The 17,771-nt window shown below is 66.2% G+C and carries 7 protein-coding genes; 3 read left to right on the top strand and 4 right to left on the bottom strand.

What is annotated here, in order from left to right; genetic code table 11:
• Nucleotides 1-75 precede the first annotated feature (75 nt).
• The 3 genes from L284_RS35370 to L284_RS48495 all read left to right on the top strand — a co-directional run bounded on the left by L284_RS35370 (nt 76) and on the right by L284_RS48495 (nt 3,059).
• Nucleotides 76-324, top strand: coding sequence for a ferredoxin reductase domain-containing protein (locus L284_RS35370; protein ID WP_021234044.1), 249 nt, complete (start codon nt 76-78; stop codon nt 322-324).
• A 277-nt stretch (nt 325-601) separates the two neighbouring features.
• The gene (gene ybaL / locus L284_RS35365) at nt 602-2,269 is read left to right on the top strand and encodes a YbaL family putative K(+) efflux transporter (RefSeq protein ID WP_031342117.1); all 1,668 of its coding nucleotides are present in this window, start codon (nt 602-604) and stop codon (nt 2,267-2,269) included.
• A gap of 283 nt (nt 2,270-2,552) precedes the next feature.
• The gene (locus L284_RS48495) at nt 2,553-3,059 is read left to right on the top strand and encodes a hypothetical protein (RefSeq protein WP_200861652.1); all 507 of its coding nucleotides are present in this window, start codon (nt 2,553-2,555) and stop codon (nt 3,057-3,059) included.
• Nucleotides 3,060-3,084: 25 nt separating this feature from the next.
• On the opposite strand, the gene L284_RS35360 is transcribed toward L284_RS48495, so the two are convergent.
• The 4 genes from L284_RS35360 to L284_RS35345 form a co-directional block, all read right to left on the bottom strand.
• Nucleotides 3,085-4,302, bottom strand: a complete 1,218-nt coding sequence (locus L284_RS35360) for an HlyD family type I secretion periplasmic adaptor subunit (RefSeq protein ID WP_021234042.1) — start codon at nt 4,300-4,302, stop codon at nt 3,085-3,087.
• Nucleotides 4,299-6,443, bottom strand: coding sequence for a type I secretion system permease/ATPase (locus L284_RS35355; protein WP_021234041.1), 2,145 nt, complete (start codon nt 6,441-6,443; stop codon nt 4,299-4,301). The genes L284_RS35360 and L284_RS35355 overlap by 4 nt, the downstream gene beginning before the upstream one ends.
• Nucleotides 6,436-7,635 (bottom strand): TolC family protein, encoded by a 1,200-nt coding sequence (locus L284_RS35350; protein WP_235054360.1) that lies wholly within the window; start codon nt 7,633-7,635, stop codon nt 6,436-6,438. The genes L284_RS35355 and L284_RS35350 overlap by 8 nt, the downstream gene beginning before the upstream one ends.
• Before the next feature lie 346 nt (nt 7,636-7,981).
• Nucleotides 7,982-17,771: Ig-like domain repeat protein (locus tag L284_RS35345; RefSeq protein WP_021234039.1), on the bottom strand; the 9,790-nt coding region annotated here is incomplete at its 5' end.

Raw genomic sequence — 17,771 nt, 5'->3', positions numbered from 1 at the left:
GTCGTACGCTGGAAAAAATCGTCACGGCTCCGCTCTGGAGCCGTCCGACCTTTGCGCCTTCCGACTGAACGGCTATTGCGACTTCCGCGCGGCACCCTGACCCGGCGCGATTGCGCCTGGTCTCGCGATGCCGCATGCGGCCGCTATGTGCAGCACCTCTGCGCCGCAGCCGACGCCGACCTGAAGGATTGGGTGGAGCACGGCGCCAGGATCCTGGTCGGCGGCAGCCTGCAAAACATGGCCCCGCCGTCGACGGCGCGCTGCGCTTGGCGACGAGAGGCTGAAGCGATCGCCGAAGCCGGCCTTTACCGCCGCGACATCTAATGACAGCTTGGACGGCCGAAACATTCCGAAACCATGCAGCAATCCGTCGGCAGAGCAATCCTGAGCACAATGCGCTAAACCTGCGTAAACGGAGAGGAACCGGCCATGGTCCGTAAGCGTAACATAGCTCCAGGGTGGATGCTGCCGCTGCTGCTCGCAGGCTCCATGCTCGCGGCGGGCGTTGCCGTCGCTTTCGTCCTCACCCTGGAATGACGTGAACCCGGCTGCGGCCGGCAACCGGCCCAGGCATCCGCCGAAGCCGCACCAGGAGTTTGATTTGCCGCATGGTACGCCTCTTGTCGCCACAGTCGTCGCCGGTCTCGTCGCGGCCTTCGCCATGGGCGCCCTTGCGCATCGGCTGAAGATCTCGCCGGTAGCGGGCTACCTCTTCGCCGGCGTGCTGGTGGGGCCGTTCACGCCCGGCGTCGTCGCCGACAGCGCTTTGGCCAACGAACTGGCCGAACTCGGCGTTATCCTGCTGATGTTCGGCGTCGGCCTGCATTTTTCCGTGCGCGACCTGCTCTCCGTAAGGAAGATCGCCCTGCCCGGCGCCGTGCTCCAGATCGCCTTGGCCACCGCGCTGGGGGCAGGACTTTCGGCATGGCTGGGGTGGAGCCTGGCCGCCGGTCTCGTCTTCGGACTTGCGCTTTCCGTGGCGAGTACGGTGGTTTTGCTAAGAGCGCTGCAGCTCGGCAAACTGCTGGAGACGGAGCGCGGCCGCATTGCGATCGGATGGCTGATCGTCGAGGATCTGGCGATGGTGCTGGTGCTCGTCCTGCTGCCCGCGCTGGCCGGTCTGGCGAACGGCCGCGCCCAGTCGAGCGTCGATCTAGCCTGGATGGTAGGGCTGACCCTGGCCAAAGTCGGCGGTTTCATCGCGCTGATGTTGATCGTCGGCAAGCGCGTTATCCCCGCCGCGCTGCACTGGGCGGCGCATACCGGCTCGCGCGAGCTGTTCCGCCTGGCCGTGCTTGCCATCGCCCTCGGCGTCGCCTTCGGTGCGGCCTATTTCTTCGACGTGTCCTTCGCGCTCGGGGCGTTCTTCGCAGGCATGGTCATGGGTGAAAGGCAGCTCAGCCGCCGCGCCGCGGAAGAGACGCTGCCGCTACGCGATGCCTTCGCCGTACTGTTCTTTGTTTCCGTCGGCATGCTTTTCGATCCTGCGGTCGTGTTGGAGCAAGGCTGGGCAGTGCTGGCGACCGTGCTGATCGTCGTCGTCGGCAAATCGCTGGCCGCCGTCGCCATCGTGCGGTTCTTCGGCCATCCTCTTCACACCGCGCTGACGGTGGCGGCGGGACTTGCCCAGATCGGCGAGTTTTCCTTCATGCTGGCGGCTCTGGGCGTGCAACTGGGCGTCCTGCCCGAAGCCGGACGCGACCTCATCCTTGCCGGCGCGATATTCTCCATCTTCGCCAATCCGCTGCTGTTCCGCTGGCTGGCGGGTCGGCACAGCGTGGTGCCCTCCATCGCAAGCTCTGAGCGGGAACGGCGGGCAGCCGATGACGGTCCGGTCAGCGAGCGCGTCGTCCTCGTGGGCTACGGCCGGGTCGGGCGCCTGGTGGCCGATGGGCTCGCACCGTCGACCAGGCGCTTGGTCATCGTCGAGGAACGCGCCGACCTCGTCCAGCGGGCGCAAGACCAAGGCCGCGAGGCTGTCGCCGGCAATGCCTCCAACCCCGATGTCCTTGAAGAAGCGGGTATTCGGGAGGCTACGCGGCTGATGATCGCGATCCCCGAAGGCTTCGAGGCGGGCGTTATCGCCCAGCGCGCTCGCCAGCTCAATCCGGAGATAGAGATCCTGGCCCGCGCGCACTCGGACGAGGAAGTCGATCACCTCCGCAGGATCGGTGCCGATCATGTGGTCATGGGTGAACGCGAGATCGCCCGCAGGCTGCTCGAGCTTCTCGAATCGTCGCGGCGGCCCATCGGAAACGTAGCGGTCTGATCCCTTGGAGGCCCTGCACTGCCATGGCCGGCAAGCGCCCGCGATTGTTGCCGTACTGTGTGCTTCCGGGGCCTCTTCGCGAAAGACGCTCATCCGGAAGCGCTCACCTGGTGGATTCTCCGTAACCTGTCCGAAGGGGTCTCGCAAAAGCGTGTTAGCTACCACGGCCATAAGGTCTTAGCGCTTAGAACATTCGAGAAGAACCGGGCCACTCGCAAGAGCGACTTACCGGTGAGACGCGTTCCTGTACCCTTGGGCGAGGGGCAGAATGCGGAGACAAGTCATGGAAAAGCCCGATATCTTCACCGGACCGCAAGGCGAGGGCGATCGTCGCGCTTTCCTGGCTGCCTGTGGCAAATATGGACTGCTCGTGCCGCCCAGCATGACCATGCTGCTGTCGACGACACTCACCTCCCCGGCGATCGCCAGATCGGGTGGCCAAGCCGGAGGGGGCAGTAGTAGTGGTGGTGGTGGTGGTAGTGGCGGCGGCGGAGGAGGAGGATCCAGCGGCGGGCGCGGCGGTGGCGGAGCTGGCGGCGGAGGAGGAGGCGGTCCCATCGCGCGGGCCAAAGACATCTGCAACACCGGAGAGGCCTCTACCGAAACGCTTGGTGATCGTAACCAGCTTGCCGATGCGCAGGACCGGGAAGCGCGCGCGAGAACCTGGAAAGCGACCTGCTGCAGCGACCCGGAACCGGTCCTTCGCCCACGCCCCTTCCTGGCGCGGATGCAGGAGAAGCTCGGCAAAAGTCCTAACCGCCTGCCGAATTCGTCGTGTCAGCGGGTTTAGGACGGCGCTTCAAGGCAAAGGTGCCTTAGCGTTCGCGCATGGCCTCCTTCGCCTTGTTGATCGGTTTCATCAGGTACTGCAGAACGGTCTTACGGCCGGTTCTGATTTCCACCGTCGAGACCATGCCGGGCATGATCGCATATTCGTGCCCGTTTTTCGCCCGCAAGGTCGAGCGCTGAGTACGGACATAGACGCGGTAATAGACCTGATCGCGATGGACTTCGTCCTGCAAGGTATCGGGCGAGATGCGATCGACCGTTCCCGCCAGCGTCCCGTAGATCGACGGATCGTAAGCGGTGATCTTGACCGTCGCAGGCTGGCCGGGGCGGATGAAGGCGATGTCCCGAGGGGATATCCGGGATTCGATCAGAAGCTGATTTTCCAGCGGCACGATTTCCATCAAGGATCCGCCAGGCTGGATCACCCCGCCGATCGTGGTCACCTCCAGGTTCTTCACGATGCCGCGCACCGGCGAATAGAGCACCGTCCGGTCGAGCTGATCGCGGCGGCCGCCGATCACTTGCGTCACCTGGTCAAGTTCCGCACGCGCCTTGGCATAATCGGCGCTGGCGTCGATCACGTATTGATTTCGCAAGGAGTCCAGCTTGGCCTGGATCTCGTTTTCCTGCCGGCGGAGCTGGATGATCTCCACCTGGTTGGCCGCGCCGAGTTCGACCAGCGGCTCCGTCATGGAAAGCTGGCGACGCGTCAGTGAGAGCGACTGGCGCAGGCTGGCGGTCGCCACGTCCAGGTTCTGACGCCGCGATCGCATCAGTTCCATCTCGCGTGCGACCAGGCCGGGCGTGTCCTGCACGGCCTTGGGGAAGTTCGGGCTGCCGCCGTTGATCTCGGCTTCGAGCCGCGCTGCCGTGGCTTCCAGGGTACGCGCCTTGGCTTCCGCCTCCCCGAGCATCGAACTGAAGCGCGCCTGGTCCAGGCTGGCCAGCTTTTCGCGCGGTTTGACGATGTCCCCTTCGTGCACGAAGATCCCGTTGACGATGCCGCCTTCCAGGCTCTGGATGATTTGCGAACGCGACGGGGGCGTCACCTTGCCCGGTCCCACCGCAACCTCATCGAGGACGCCGAAGTAGCTCCAGATCAGGAAAGCCAGGATGCCGACCGAGAGGATCGGGATGATCCGCAGGCGCCCGACCGTTCGCAGCCAGCGACTGTCCTCTTCGCCGCGCAGACCTTCCAGCAGGCCGCCGCCGGCCATCGCCGATGCCGCATTGCCGCGCGTCATGCCCGCTTCTCCCTGATCCCGGCCGGACCGGCCAAGGCGGCAAGAACCGTCTCTTTCGGTCCGTCCAGCGCGATACGGCCGGAATCGATCACCACGATGCGGTCGACCAGGTCGAGCAGGCCGGGGCGGTTTGTCGTGACGACCAGTGTGCGGCCGCGGAGCCACTGCCCCAGGTTGGACACCAGCGCCCGCTCGCTGATGTCGTCCAGCGGCGCGGAAGGTTCGTCGAGCAGAAGGATATTGCTGTTACGCAGCAATGCGCGCGTGAGAAGCAAAGTCTGCCGCTGGCCGCCGGACAGACCGGCGCCGCCTTCCTGAAGCAGCAGATCCAATCCCTGCGGCTGGTTCTGGACCAGCGCCAGCCCGCCGGTCACCGCCAGGGCGTGCAGGATCTGCTCGTCGCTCACGCCCGGGGCACCGATCATCAGGTTTTCGCGGATCGTGCCGAGAAACAACTGCGCCCCCTGCCCGAGGTACGCCGTATCTCGCCTTATATCGACCGGATTGATCAGGGTGATGTTTGTCCCATCCAGCAGCACTTCTCCGCTCGTCGGCCAGGCCAGGCCGGATAGCAGCCGCAGCAGGGTGGACTTGCCGGCACCGATGCGTCCCAGCAGGGCCACGCGCTCTCCGGCCCGGATCGACAACCGGTCGACTTTCAGGGCGAGCGGCCCGTCGGGATCGTAGGCGTATGTCAGGTCCTTGACTTCGTAATAGCCGTTGAGCCTGGCGCGGCGCAGCAGGCCGCGTTCGGGATCGTGGTCCACGGGCTTGTCGAAGAGATCCTCCAGCCCTTTCATCGCCACTTTGGCGTTCTGCCAGCGCGTGAAGATCTGGCCGAAGGGCACGAACAGGACCAGCGCCCTGCTGGTCAGGATGGAGCAGGCGATCAGCGCGCCCATCGTCATGTCCCCTTCCATGACCTTGAAGGCGCCGGCCACCACCACGGCGGTATAGGCCAGTTGCTGCAGGGTCTGGGTCCAATTGACGAACAGGGCCGAAAGGAAGCGCTGTTCCGCACCGACGCGGGTGCCGGCCAGGGTAAGGCGTTCCCACAGCGACTGGAAGCGCGCCTCCGCCTGCGCCGACTTGATCTCGTCGATCCGCTCGATCGATTCCACGAGGATGGCGTTGCGCAGGGCCCCTTCGCGCATGCCCTCGGTCGCGAGCCGCGCCAGCGGTCGCTGGAGCAGCAGCCCAGGCAGCAGGATCAGGGCCGCCGCGCCGATCAGCACGAAGGTCAGCTGCCCGGCCAGGAAGGCGAAAAGCACCAGGAACAGCAGGATGAACGGCAGATCGATCATCGCCGACACCGTGGTCGATGTCAGCATCTCGCGGATCTGCTCCACGTCGCGAAGCTGGGCGATCAGCGAACCGGTGGAGCGCGGACGCGCATCGTTGCGGATGTCGAGCGCCCGAGCGAATATGCGAGAGGAAATCGCCATGTCCGCTCGCCGCCCGATACGGTCGACCAGCTGCACCCGCGCCGTGCGCAGCAGCAGTTCCAGGAAGAGCGCCATGCCCGTGCCCAGCGCCAGCACCCATAGGGTCGGGATCGATTGCGCCGGGATGACCCGGTCCCACACCTGCATGGCGAACAGCGAGGTGGCGAACGTCAGCAGGTTGCCGAAGACGGAGCCCAGCACCACTTCGCCATAGCCGCGCCGGTCGGCCATGATGATGTCCCAGAGCCAGGACCGGGACGGCGTTCGCAGAAATTCGTCCAGGCGTGCATCGCGCGAACGGGTGGACAGCGGCTCAACGAAACCGACCCGGCCCGTGGTGCGCGGGCGGAAGCTCTCCAGCGAGATCTCGACCGGCGCATCGTGCCGCATGCCGGACATGGAGACGCGCACGTTCTGCCCGTCGCGCGCGTGAAGTATCGCCGTGCCCTGATCGTCCAGTTCCACGATGGCGGGAAGCAGGAGCTGGGGCACATCGTCGAGCCGCATGTTCACGATCTGAAAGTCCAGCCCCGACAGCCGCGCGGCGTGGATCAGCGTCTTCTCCGCGCTCATGCCTTCGGACCAGTAGAGCCGGTTCGCCAGTTCCTGCGCGCCCACCGGCACGCCCTTCAGGGTGCCGAGCGCAGCGACGGCGGAGGTCCAGGGCGGGTGGACGATCTCGGCACTGTCAGCCATCGAAGTCTTCCTCTTCACGCAGACGGGCGGGCAGGCCGAGCGAAGGCCGCAGGGTGCCGCTGACGTTTTCGAAACGGACGCGCGCTTCCATGATGTCGTATTGCGCGGAAATGCGGGCGCTGGCGGCGCGGTAGACTTCGAGCTGGGTGTTCAGCAGCTCGGTAAGGGTCCGTTTGCCGAGCTTGTATTCTTCGAAGAAGATGCGACTGGCGGTAACCGCCTGTTCCTCCTGGTGCGTGTAGGCGGATATCCTGGCATGGCCCGCCCGGATTTCCTGCCGGGACGCAAGCGCCTTGCCGCGCGCTTCGAGCACGACGGCATCCCGCGTCGCTTCGGCAGCGCGGCGATCCTCTTCCGCCGCCTCGATCAGGTAATGGTTGCTGCGGCGATAGAGATCGCCGGTAACCGTCACCATGCCGGCGAAGGAATTGTCGCGCGTATTGTAGCTGTAGTTATTGCGGGTGTAGCCCATTTGCAGCCCCAGGCGCGGATAGCGCTCAGCCCTGGCCTGGCCGATCTTCGCGGCGGCGGCATGTTCGGCTTCTTGCGTGGCGACGACCGATGGCAGCCTGTCGTAGTCGGGCTCGTCCTCACCGGTCTCGAAACGCGATATCTGCGCGGCAGGATCCTCGTAGCTTTGCGGAAGGTCTCCGATCAGGTTGAGCAGACCAGACTGGGCCACCGCGAGTGCCGTTTCCGCCTGGATCGCCTCGCCGCGGGAACTTTCCACGCGCACGTCGGCCAGCATGAGATCCGACTTGTCCGACACGCCCGCGTTCACGCGCAGGCCGATCAGGTGACGGAGACGTTCGAGTTCCGCGACCTGTTTTCGCGCTTCGATCGAAAGCAGCTCATAGCGTTTCACCTGGAGGAACGCCAATGCGCCCTGCTCCGCCAGTTGATCCGCCACCGATTCCAGCTCGTAACGGCGCTGCCGCATGGTCGAGCGCGCGGCGCCGATCTCTCCTTTGGAACGGCCGAAATCCCAGACCTGTTGCTGAAGGTAGACGCTCGGCCCGGCCATGTTCTCGTTCAGGCCGGACGTATTTCGGCCGGACAGCATGTTGGGCCCCAGGTTGGCCTGGTAGGAAACCTGGGGATACCAGGCGGACTTGGCGGCACCGAGGTCGGCCCGACCGCGTGCGAGTGCCGCGTTCGCTCGCGACACTTCAGGGTGGCGCAGAAGAGTCAAAACAACCGCATCGGACATATCTAGATGCGGAGGAACACCGGGCACGCCCGTTTCCTCCGCTTCCTGGCCGACAGGCTGCAACGCGGGCAGGCCGGGGGTGGGTGCTGCGGCTGATACCTGTTCAATCTGCGAAGCCACGGGCGCCGGCTCGCCTGCCGCTCCTGACTGTGCGCTCAGCGGCGGCAATTCGCCCGACGCCGCGACCTTACTTTTGTATTCCCGTTCCTCTGCGTGACATCGACTTCCCACGATGGCCAGGACGGCGATCCCCACCGTCCCGGCACCCCTCCATTCCGTAAGCGCCATGCTCCCCTTTCGTTATCCAGATCGATGGCAGGAATTGCGCTCAGACGACGACCATCACCGGATGATCGACGAAGACATCCGTCGTTCCGAGCGAGTAGTGGTTGTACGCTTCTCCATTGATCAAGGTTTGCCCCTGGAACACCGCGCCCGTCATCGTGACACTGTCGTTCTGATCGCCGTTGATGGTGAGCTGGTGGCTGCCTTCCGTCGCGCGAATTACACCCGCTTCGGTGAGATTGATGCGTCGTCCCGCGTCGCCCATGCCCAGGTTGATCACCTCTATATTGCGGATATTGTTGGCCGTTCCCAAATCCAGCACTTGTCCGGTGCCGCTGTCGATCAGAAGTGTATCCGTTCCGGTTCCACCGTCGATCAAAGTGTCGGCCGCGTCGTAGACCAGGGTATCGTTGCCGGCACCGCCGTTGAGCGTATCGGCGCCCGCACCTCCGCGCAGGAAGTCGTTACCGGCACCGCCGTTCAGGACATCGTTTCCGGCATGGCCGTAGAGGCGATCGTTGCCCGCCGTTCCGTTGAGCGGATCGTTGCCGAGGCCGCCTTCTATGACGTTGGGAGACCCGCTCGCATTCAGCAGGCTGAGATCGAGCAGCGTTCCGGTGGAGGACGTCGAGGAGAGATTGCTGGAGTCCGTCGCGGTTATGCTGATCGAGTTCAGCAGGTCCAGCCCGAGCGTCGAGACGTTCTGCTGGAAGTGGACGGTATTGAGCAGCTCGTTGACGGCCAGGTTATCAATCGTTCCGCCCCCGATCGCGGTGATCGTCAGCGTCGATGTCGGCGCGACGATGCCGAGGATCCCCGAGGTATTGCTGATGTTGATCTGAAGCCCCAGCTCCGTCGCAAGCACGGAAGAAGCCGTCAGCGTATAGGCGCCGAGGCTGAGCGCAAGAAGCGGCGCATAGCGGACCTGGACGCTCCTGAGATTGTTGTTCGGATCCACCGCCGTCAGCGATTGGGTGCTGAGGTCGATCAGGTTCAGCGCCTCCACGCCGACAAGCCCCAGTAGCGATGTACCGCTGGCTTGGACGATCGGCGCCTGCGCGGGAATGGCGCTGATGTTCAGCGTCTGCGACGCGCTGTTGCCGATGTTTCCTGCCGCATCGACGACGCGGGCGGAAATGCTGTGCGATCCGTTAGCCAGCGTTCCGGCGCCGTAGAACCAGGTCGAGCCCGAGGCGCTGGCATTCACCCAGGCTCCGCCGTCGATCCGTACCTGCACCTGCTCACCGGCTCCGAGGGGCGCACTGAGCGTCCCGCCGATCGTCGGGCTGGTGTCCTGGGTGCTCCAGTCTCCCTGCGTGCCGGTGTCGGTCGTCAGGAGGGTAATGGCGATCGTCTGCACCGGCGCAGCGGTGTCTACGACCAGACCATAGGTGTTCGAAGCGCCGCTGGCATTTCCCGCAGGATCGACCGCCACCGCCGTGAAGCTGTGGGTGCCGTTCGCGATTGCCGCGTCCGGCGTGAAGCTCCAGGCACCGCTGCCGTTGGACGTCGTGCTGCCGAGCAGAACACTGCCGTCGTAGATGAGGACGACTGTATTGGCCGCCGCCGTTCCGTTCAATTGCGGTGAGGCATCGTTGGACAGGCCGCCGCTGCCGATCGCTCCGATGTTGGGAGCCACGTCGTCGACGATGTTGGTGATGACGGGCGTCGGCGGTGCCGTGAGATCCACGGTGATCGTGAAGGCTGCCGAAGGACCGCCGGGATTGCCGGCCGCGTCGGTAGCGATGGCCGTGAAGGCGTAAGTGCCTTCCGCCAGTCCTGCGGCCGGGCTGAAGGTCCAGTTGCCGGTGGCATCGACCTGCGTCGTTCCGATCGCCGCGCCGTTCGCCAGGATCGTCAGCGTGGCGCCGGCCTCCGCCGTGCCGCGCAGCAGCAGGACGGGGTCATTGGTCGTCCCCCCGTTGGCGACCGGGCCCTGGACGGTGCCGAGATCGTCGGTGACGCCGGCGATGGTCGGCGCCGCCGGTGCACTCGTGTCGACCCTGACCGTGTAAGCGGCGGAGGCGGCGCCCTGGTTGCCGGTCGCGTCGGTCGCGCGAACGGTGAAGCTGTGGCTGCCGTCGCCCAGCGACAAAGTCGGCGTGAAGCTCCAGACGCCGGCGGCATCTGCATTGGTGGTCCCGATCAGTACGCCGTTGTCGAAGACCGCGATGCTGGCATTGGCTTCCGCCGTACCGGAGATCGTCGGTGTCTGGTCGTTGGTGGCACCGCCACTGACGAGCGGGCCGGTCTGCGGGGTCGCGTCGTCGAGAGCGCCAGTGATGACCGGAGCGGCAGGCGGCGTAGTGTCGACCGTCACCACATAGGCCGCGGAGGTCCCACCGACATTGCCGGCCGGGTCGCGAGCCACAGCGGTAAAGCTGTTCGGGCCGTCCGCCAGCGGAGACAATGGCGTGAAGGTCCAGGCCCCTGTCCCACTCGCCGCGGCCGTGCCGAGCAGGACGCCATTGTTATAGATCGAGACGGTGGAATTCGGTTCCGCCGTACCGGTCAACAGAGGGAGGGCGTCGTCGGTGGAACCGCCGTTGGGGATCGCACTGCCCACACCGACGTCATCGGTCGCCCCGGTGATGACCGGCGCGACCGGGGGCGCCGTGTCGACGGTCAGGTTGAAGGGCGCCGTGGCGGCGCTCTGGTTTCCTACGGCATCCGTAGCCGTGACGGTCAGCGCATGGAGACCGGGCGTCAGCGGCGTGGTGGGCGTGAAGCTCCAGGCTCCCGCACCATCGGCGCTCGCTGTGCCGATGAGGTTACCATTGTCGAAGATGGAGATGGTGGTGCCGGGATCGGCCGTGCCGGTCAGCGTCGGCCGGGTATCGTCTGTCTGCGCGTCTGCCGCAAGGCCGCCCTGGACTGCACCGATGTCGTCCGTGACTGCCGTCACCAGGGGCAAGGCGGGCGATGTGAGGTCCACATTGACGGTGAACGGCGCAGACGCCGGCCCCTCGGTCCCGGCTGCATTGCTCGCCGTGACCGTAAGCACATGCGTGCCCTGCCCCAAGGCGGGCGCCGTGATCGACCAGGCACCGGCAGGATCGCTGGTCGTGCTGCCGATGACGTCGGCGCCGTCATAGAGTGTGATCGTGAGATTGGCCCCGGCGGTGCCGCTGAGCGTAGGCTGGGGGTCGTCGGTGCTGCCGCCGCTGACGAGGGGGCCGCGAATGGTGCCGACGTCATCGGCCACGCCGGAGATGGCCGGGGCCAGGGGCGTAGTCGTCACAACCGTCAGTTCATAAGCTACGGAGCCTGCGCTGACATTGCCGAAGGCGTCGGTCGCCGTTACCGTGAAGCTGTGCGGCCCCTCTCCCAGACCGACGGGCGGCGTGAAGGTCCAGCTTCCGCCTGTGGCCACGGTCGTACCTAGCAACGTGGTCCCGTCGTAGATCGAGACGGTCGAGCCCGCTTCCGCCAGACCGGTCAGGGTCGGCGTGGTATCGTCCGTACCGCCGCCGGGCACGACCGGACCGATGACCCCGCCGACATTGTCGTCCACGCCCGAGATGGTGGGAACGGCAGGCGCAGTCGTGTCGAAGACCGCCGTGGCCGGTTGAGACGGATTGCCGGCAGCGTCGCGAGCGATGACGGTGACCGTGTCGCCCTCGACGAAAGCCGGGTTGGGCGTATAGCTCCAGTTACCCGCGCCGTCGGCCTGAACGATGGCGGAGCCGCCGGGATACGTGATGATCACCGTGGCATTCGCTTCCGCCGTGCCGGCCAGGAGCGTTCCATCGCCGGTTTCGATGATCGGCACGCCGGGAGCGGTCAGGTCGATGGTGAAGCCGGTCGCATCGCCGCTGATGCTTTCCACGCCACTGGCAGTCGCGGTGGCGGAGATGCTGTGGGGACCTTCACCCAAGCCCTGTGTCAGGGTCAGGCTCCATGCGCCTGTGCCATCGCTGTTAGTGGTGCCGATCACCGTGTCGCCGTCGTAGACCGTGATCAGGACATTGGCCGCGGCCGTGCCGGAGATCAGAGGCGTGGGATCGTCGGTGACGGTGCCGTCCTCGATCAGACCGGTGACCGGCCCGGCATTGTCCTCGATCGCCGTGATCGCGGGAATGGGAGGCGGTGTCGAATTGGTGTCGTAATCCACGACACCCGTGCCTGCATCGGAGACATTGCCGGCCGCGTCCCTGGCGACGGCGGTGAGCACGGCTTCATCGGCAGCCCGCGTCGAGAGTGTCACGGTCCATTCGCCGCGGCTGTTGGCGATGGCGGTATAGTCGCCGTCGCCCGGCACCGTCAGTGTGATCACGGTTCCCGCTTCGGCCTCACCGACCACCGTGGTGCCGTCGCTGGCCTGGATCGTGGGAGCGAGCGGGTCCACCGTATCGACGACGATCGCGTAATTGCCGGAGAGCGTGCTTTGGTTGCCGGCCGCGTTCGTAGCGGAAACCGCGATCGTGTGCGGCCCGTCCAGCAGGAGGGCGGAGACGAACGCCCAATCGCCGTCCGGCCCTGCAAGGACGGTGTCCACGGCGGCACCGTCGACATAGAGCGTGATAAGAGCGTTCGCATCTGCGGAGCCGGAGATGAGCGGCGTCGGATCGTTGGTGGCACTGCCGCCAACGATAAGGACCGGGGCGGAGCCCTCGTTGTTGGAAACGGCCGCGATCGTCGGAACGTTGGGCTGACCCGTCAGTACCGTGAATTCCAGCGCGGTACTGGCCGGTCCGAGGTTTCCGGCAGCGTCGGTCGCCTCGAAAGTGATGCTGTGCGGCCCATTGCCCAGAGCGGTGGTAGGGGTGAAGGACCAGTCGCCGTCCGCGTCGGCCTGAACGGTGCCGATCGGGTTCAGATTGTCGTAGATGCGCACGGTTGCATTCGGCTCGGCAGTGCCGGTGAAAGCCGGGAAGCCATCGTCGATCGTGGCATTGATGCCGCCGATCGCTCCGACGCGGTCGCCCTGATCGTCCAGAGCCGAGACCAGTTGAGGCGCGAGCGGCGGCGTCAGATCGATCGGGACGGCCGTAGGCGGCGAGGCGTTGCCTGCCGCATCGATAGCCGTGACGGAGATCGCGCCTGCAGGCGTGCTTCCCGGAATGGGGTAGGTCCAGACGCCGCTGCCGTCCACGGGAACGGTCACGGGCGCAGCGCCGTCGATCACGATGCTGACGGCCGCATCTGGCTCGGCCGTGCCGCTCAGGGTGCCCGTGCCGTTGGTGGGGTCGACAAGAGGCGCGTTGGGCACGCTGGCATCCAGGGTAAAGGCGAAGGCCGGCGACTGCCCGCTGCTGGCGCCTGCCGCATTGGCGGCGCTTACGGTGATGCTCTGCAGTCCGTCCTGCAGGCTGGGCAATTCGAACGACCAGTCGCCCGAAGCCAGGACCTGTGTCGTGCCTACCGGGGTGCCGTTGACATAGACGGTCACCGTCGCTTCCGGATCTCCCCGGCCGACCAGCGTCGGCGTCGGATCGTTGGTGAGGCCGCCGTTCGACACCGGATCGATGTTGCCGGGGGCATTGTCCTCGGCCTCGGTGATCGTCGGCACGCTGGGAACCGAGGTATCCACCGTGATCTCGTAGCCACCCACGGACGGCGCCGAGTTCCCCGCCGCATTGGTGGCGACGGCGGTGAACCTATGCGCGCCGCTGCCCAGCGCCGCCGTCAGTGTCAGGCTCCACTCCCCGCTGCCGTTCGCGGTGGTCGTACCGAGCAGGTTCCCGCCTTCGTAGACTTGCACCGTCGCATTGGCGCCGGCCGTACCGACGATCGTCGGCAGGGTATCGTCGGTGACACCCGTGTCGATCACGTTGCCGCGTATCAGGCCCACGTCATCCGTGACGCCGGTGATGACGGGAGCGATGGCCGGGCTAACATCCACCGTAACGGTGTAAGGCGCCGAAGCCGGGCCCAGGTTGCCGAGCGGGTCGGTGGCAGTGGCCGTGAAGGAATGGGGGGCGGCTCTTGCTGCAGCGGTCACCGTCAGCGCCCAGGTACCGTCGATTCCGGCTGCTGTGGTGCCCACAAGGACACCGGCATCATAGACCAGGACGGTCGCATTCGGCTCGGCCGTACCGAACAGATCGAGCGAAGTATCGTCGCTCGTACCGCCATTCGTTACGGTCCCCACTTGCGCGCCGACATTGTCGACCACGCGATCGATGCTCGGCGCCTGCGGAGGCGTGCGGTCGATGATGATACGGTCCGTACCGGAGGCGTTGCCGGCGGCGTCCATGGCCGTCACGATCACGGTGGTCCCGCCCGCCAGCGGGGTGCCGGGAGCGTAAGTCCAGTCTCCGTCTTCGTTCGCCGTGGTCTGGTCGTCGGTCACGCCGTCGCCGTCGAGGTCGAGCAGGATGGTCGCGTTCTGCTCGGCCGTGCCGGTCAGGATCGCGCCCGCACTGGGGTCGATCTCGGGCGCCAGCGGCGCGCTCGTGTCCACCACGATCGTGAAGGCACCGGAAACCGGACTCGTATTGCCGATCGCGTCCGTGGCCCTGGCGGTGAACACGTGGGGGCCTTCGGACAGGGCGGAAGTGGGTGAGAAGGTCCATCCTCCGGAGCCGTCCATCGTGGCGAGACCGATGGCGACATCGTTGTCGTAGACGGTGACCGTCGTACCGAGAGGCGCCGTGCCGCTCAGGACTGGAAGAACGTCGTCGGTGGCATCGCCGCTCACCAGGGGATCGGTGACACTGCCCACGTCATCGGCCGCGGAGCCGATCGTCGGCGGGGCGGGGAGCGCGGTCGAAACGGTCAGCACGAAAGGCGCGGATGACGCGCTGGGTACGCCGGCGGCGCTGGTGACGCTGGCCGTATAGGTATAGGTCGTGTTGCCCAGAGGATCTGCGGGCGTAAAGGTCCAGACACCGAAGGCATCCGCCGTAACCGTGTCCACTAGGAAGCCGTTCTGGAGAATGGCGACTTGCGCGTTCGGGTCCGCCGTGCCCGTCAGCACCGGCAGGGGGTCGTCGGTAGACGCGCCCGTGGCGAGAGATCCCTGCACGGAGCCGATGTCGTCGAAAGCCGATGTGATCGTGGGCGTAGCCGGCACGGCGCTATCCACCGTGAGTACGAAAGGCGCGGACGGCGTGCCGATATTGCCTGCCGGATCCGTCGCGACGAAGACGAGGCTGTTGCCGCCCGGCGCAAGCGGTTCAGGCGGCGTGAAGCTCCAGAAGCCGAAACTGTCCGCGTCCGTGGTCCCAAGGAGAATGCCGTTGCCGTAGACGGCGATCGTCGAGTCCGCTTCCGCCGTGCCGGTAAAGGTGGGCTGCGCGTCGTCGGTGACATCGCCGGTCGCCAACGGATCCTGCACCGGGCCCACGTTGTCGGCCACCGCCAAGATAATCGGAGCCGCTGGTCCGGCATTGTCCACCACGAGGGTGAACGTCGCCGGAAGACTTTCATTGCCCACGGCATCGGTCGCCGTGATGGTCAGGGTGTGGCTGCCCTGGCCCAGCGGCGCCGAAGGCGTGACGCTCCAGGCACCCGTGCCGTCGGCCCGCGCGGTGCCGATCACCGTGCCTCCTTCATAGAGGGTGATGAGCGCGTTGCCCTCGCCGGTGCCGCTGAAGGTCGGCTGACCGTCGTCGGTGGAACCGCCGTTGGTAATCGGATCGCGGACGGTCCCGATATCGTCGCTGACCAGCGCGATCGTCGGCGTGGCCGGCACATCGGTGTCGATCGTGCCTGTCGCCGGACCTGACGTGTTCCCCGCCGCATCGATGGCTACGGCCCCGATCGGGCCAGTGCCGAGCGGAAGCGGCGGCTGATAGCGCCAGACGCCCGACGCGTCCGCCTGAACCGGCGTTTCGAAGATCCCGTCGTTGTCCAGGTCGAGATTGACGAAAGCGTTCGGCTCGGCCGTGCCGCTGATGGCGGTTCCATCGGACAGGTTGATTACCGGCGGTGCCGGAACGCCGGTATCGACGGTGAGTTCGAAGGCCGGCGACGCAAGGCTTTCATTGCCCGCCGTATCGGTGGTCGTAACCGTCAGGCTATGGGAGCCCTCCCCCAGAGGCGCGTTCGGCGTGAACGTCCAGATGCCCACTTCGTCGGCATTCGTCGTGCCCAGAAGCGTACCGTTGTCGTAGATCGAGACCAGGACGTCGGGCTGCGCGGTTCCACTGAAGGTCGGCTGCGTGTCGTTCGTGGAATCCCCGCTTGCAAGCCCCCCCTGAGACGGGTCGACGTCATCCATCACCCGGTCCAGCAGCGGGACCGGCGGAGGCGTAGAGTCAATGGAGTTGTCCACCACGACGGTAGTGGGCACGGTGGGATTGCCCGCCGGATCGACCGCGACGACATCGACGAGCGCACCGCTCGCCAAGGGCGGCGTGAAAATGACGCTCCAGCGGCCGTCGTCCCCTGCAACCGTGCTCTGCTCGGCCGTGCCATCGCCATTGGTATCCACCAGCACCGTGGCGCCTGCCTCGGCCGTGCCGGTCAGCGTGGCGCCATCGGTTGGGTCCACAACAAGCGCGGGCGGCGAGAGATCGACGATGACGCCGTACGTCACCGAAGGACCGCTGACGTTGCCGGTCTCGTCGGTGGCCGTGACCGAGAATTCGTGCGTTCCTTCGCTCAGCACACCGGTGGTGAGCGTCCAGTCGCCGGAGGGACTGGCCGTCAGCGTGCCGATCAGCAGCGTGCCATCGTAGACCCGCACGGTGGAATCCGGTTCCGCCGTGCCGTTGATGGTGAGCGTCGCATCGTTGCTCACCCCGCCTCTCACGACAACGCCGGGGCCGCTTTCCACGTCCTCGATGATCTCGGTGATGCCGGGCGCGACCGGCACGCTGGAATCGACGGGCACCGTCGCGGGCGGGGAGATATTGCCCGCAGCGTCCGTAGCGGTGACCGAGATTGTCGTACCGTCCGCCACGGGGCTGCCGGGCATGAACGTCCAAGCGCCTGCGCCGTCCGCCTGGACGACCCCGTCGATGACCCCATCGTCGCCGATATCGATGCTGACAGTGGCTCCGATTTCGGCCGTGCCGGAAATTAACGCACCATTGGTGGGGCGGATCGTCGGAGCCGCGGGAATGCCGGTGTCGATGGTGAACGCGAACGGTGCGGACGCGGCGCCGCGGTTGCCGGCGACATCGACCGCCACGAACGTGAAGCTGTAGAGCCCATCGCCAAGAGGCGTGGTCGGCGTGAAGGTCCAGCTGCCATTCGGTGCGACCAGGGCATTGCCGATGAGATCGCCGTTGTTGAAGACTTCCACCACGGAGCCGGGCTCGGTGGTTCCGCCGAACGTCGGCGTGGGATCGTTGGTCGAGCCACCGGCCGCGATCGGCGCGACCACGGGATCGGCGTCGTCGCTGCCGCCGGAAATGACCGGCGCTGCCGGAGGCGTCGTATCGATGCTGCCATCGACGGTCGCGCTGCCGGGACCGGAGATATTGCCAGCGGCGTCTGCGGCAGTGGCGCTGATAACGGTGCCATCGGCCAGTGGCGTGGGCAGCGTGATGCTCCAGGTCCCGTCGCCCGCAGCCGTCGTGGTGGCATCGGCAATGCCGTCGCCATCGGTGTCCAGCCCGATCGTCGCTCCGCCCTCCGCCGTGCCGGAAATGGTGGTTCCGTCCGTGGGGTTGAGCACAGGCGCCGCCGGAACGCCGGTATCGACGGCGAATTCGATAGCCGCAGATGCCGCGCTCTGGTTGCCGGCGGCATCGATGGCGACGAAGGTCAGGTTATGCCGGCCTTCACCCAGCGGCGCCTCGGGCGTGAACGTCCATGTCCCATCCATCGCCACGACGGCCGTGCCGATCTGCGTGCCGTTGTCGAACACCGCGACGACAGATCCCGGCTCGGTCGTGCCGCTGAAGCTCGGCGTGGTGTCGTTGGTCGCGCCGCCGGAC

Origin of the sequence: Novosphingobium lindaniclasticum LE124, from assembly GCF_000445125.1 — a bacterium.
GTDB classification, from domain to species: domain Bacteria; phylum Pseudomonadota; class Alphaproteobacteria; order Sphingomonadales; family Sphingomonadaceae; genus Novosphingobium; species Novosphingobium lindaniclasticum.
Note: the sequence above shows the minus strand (reverse complement) of the source record. Positions and strands in the feature narration are given on the sequence as shown.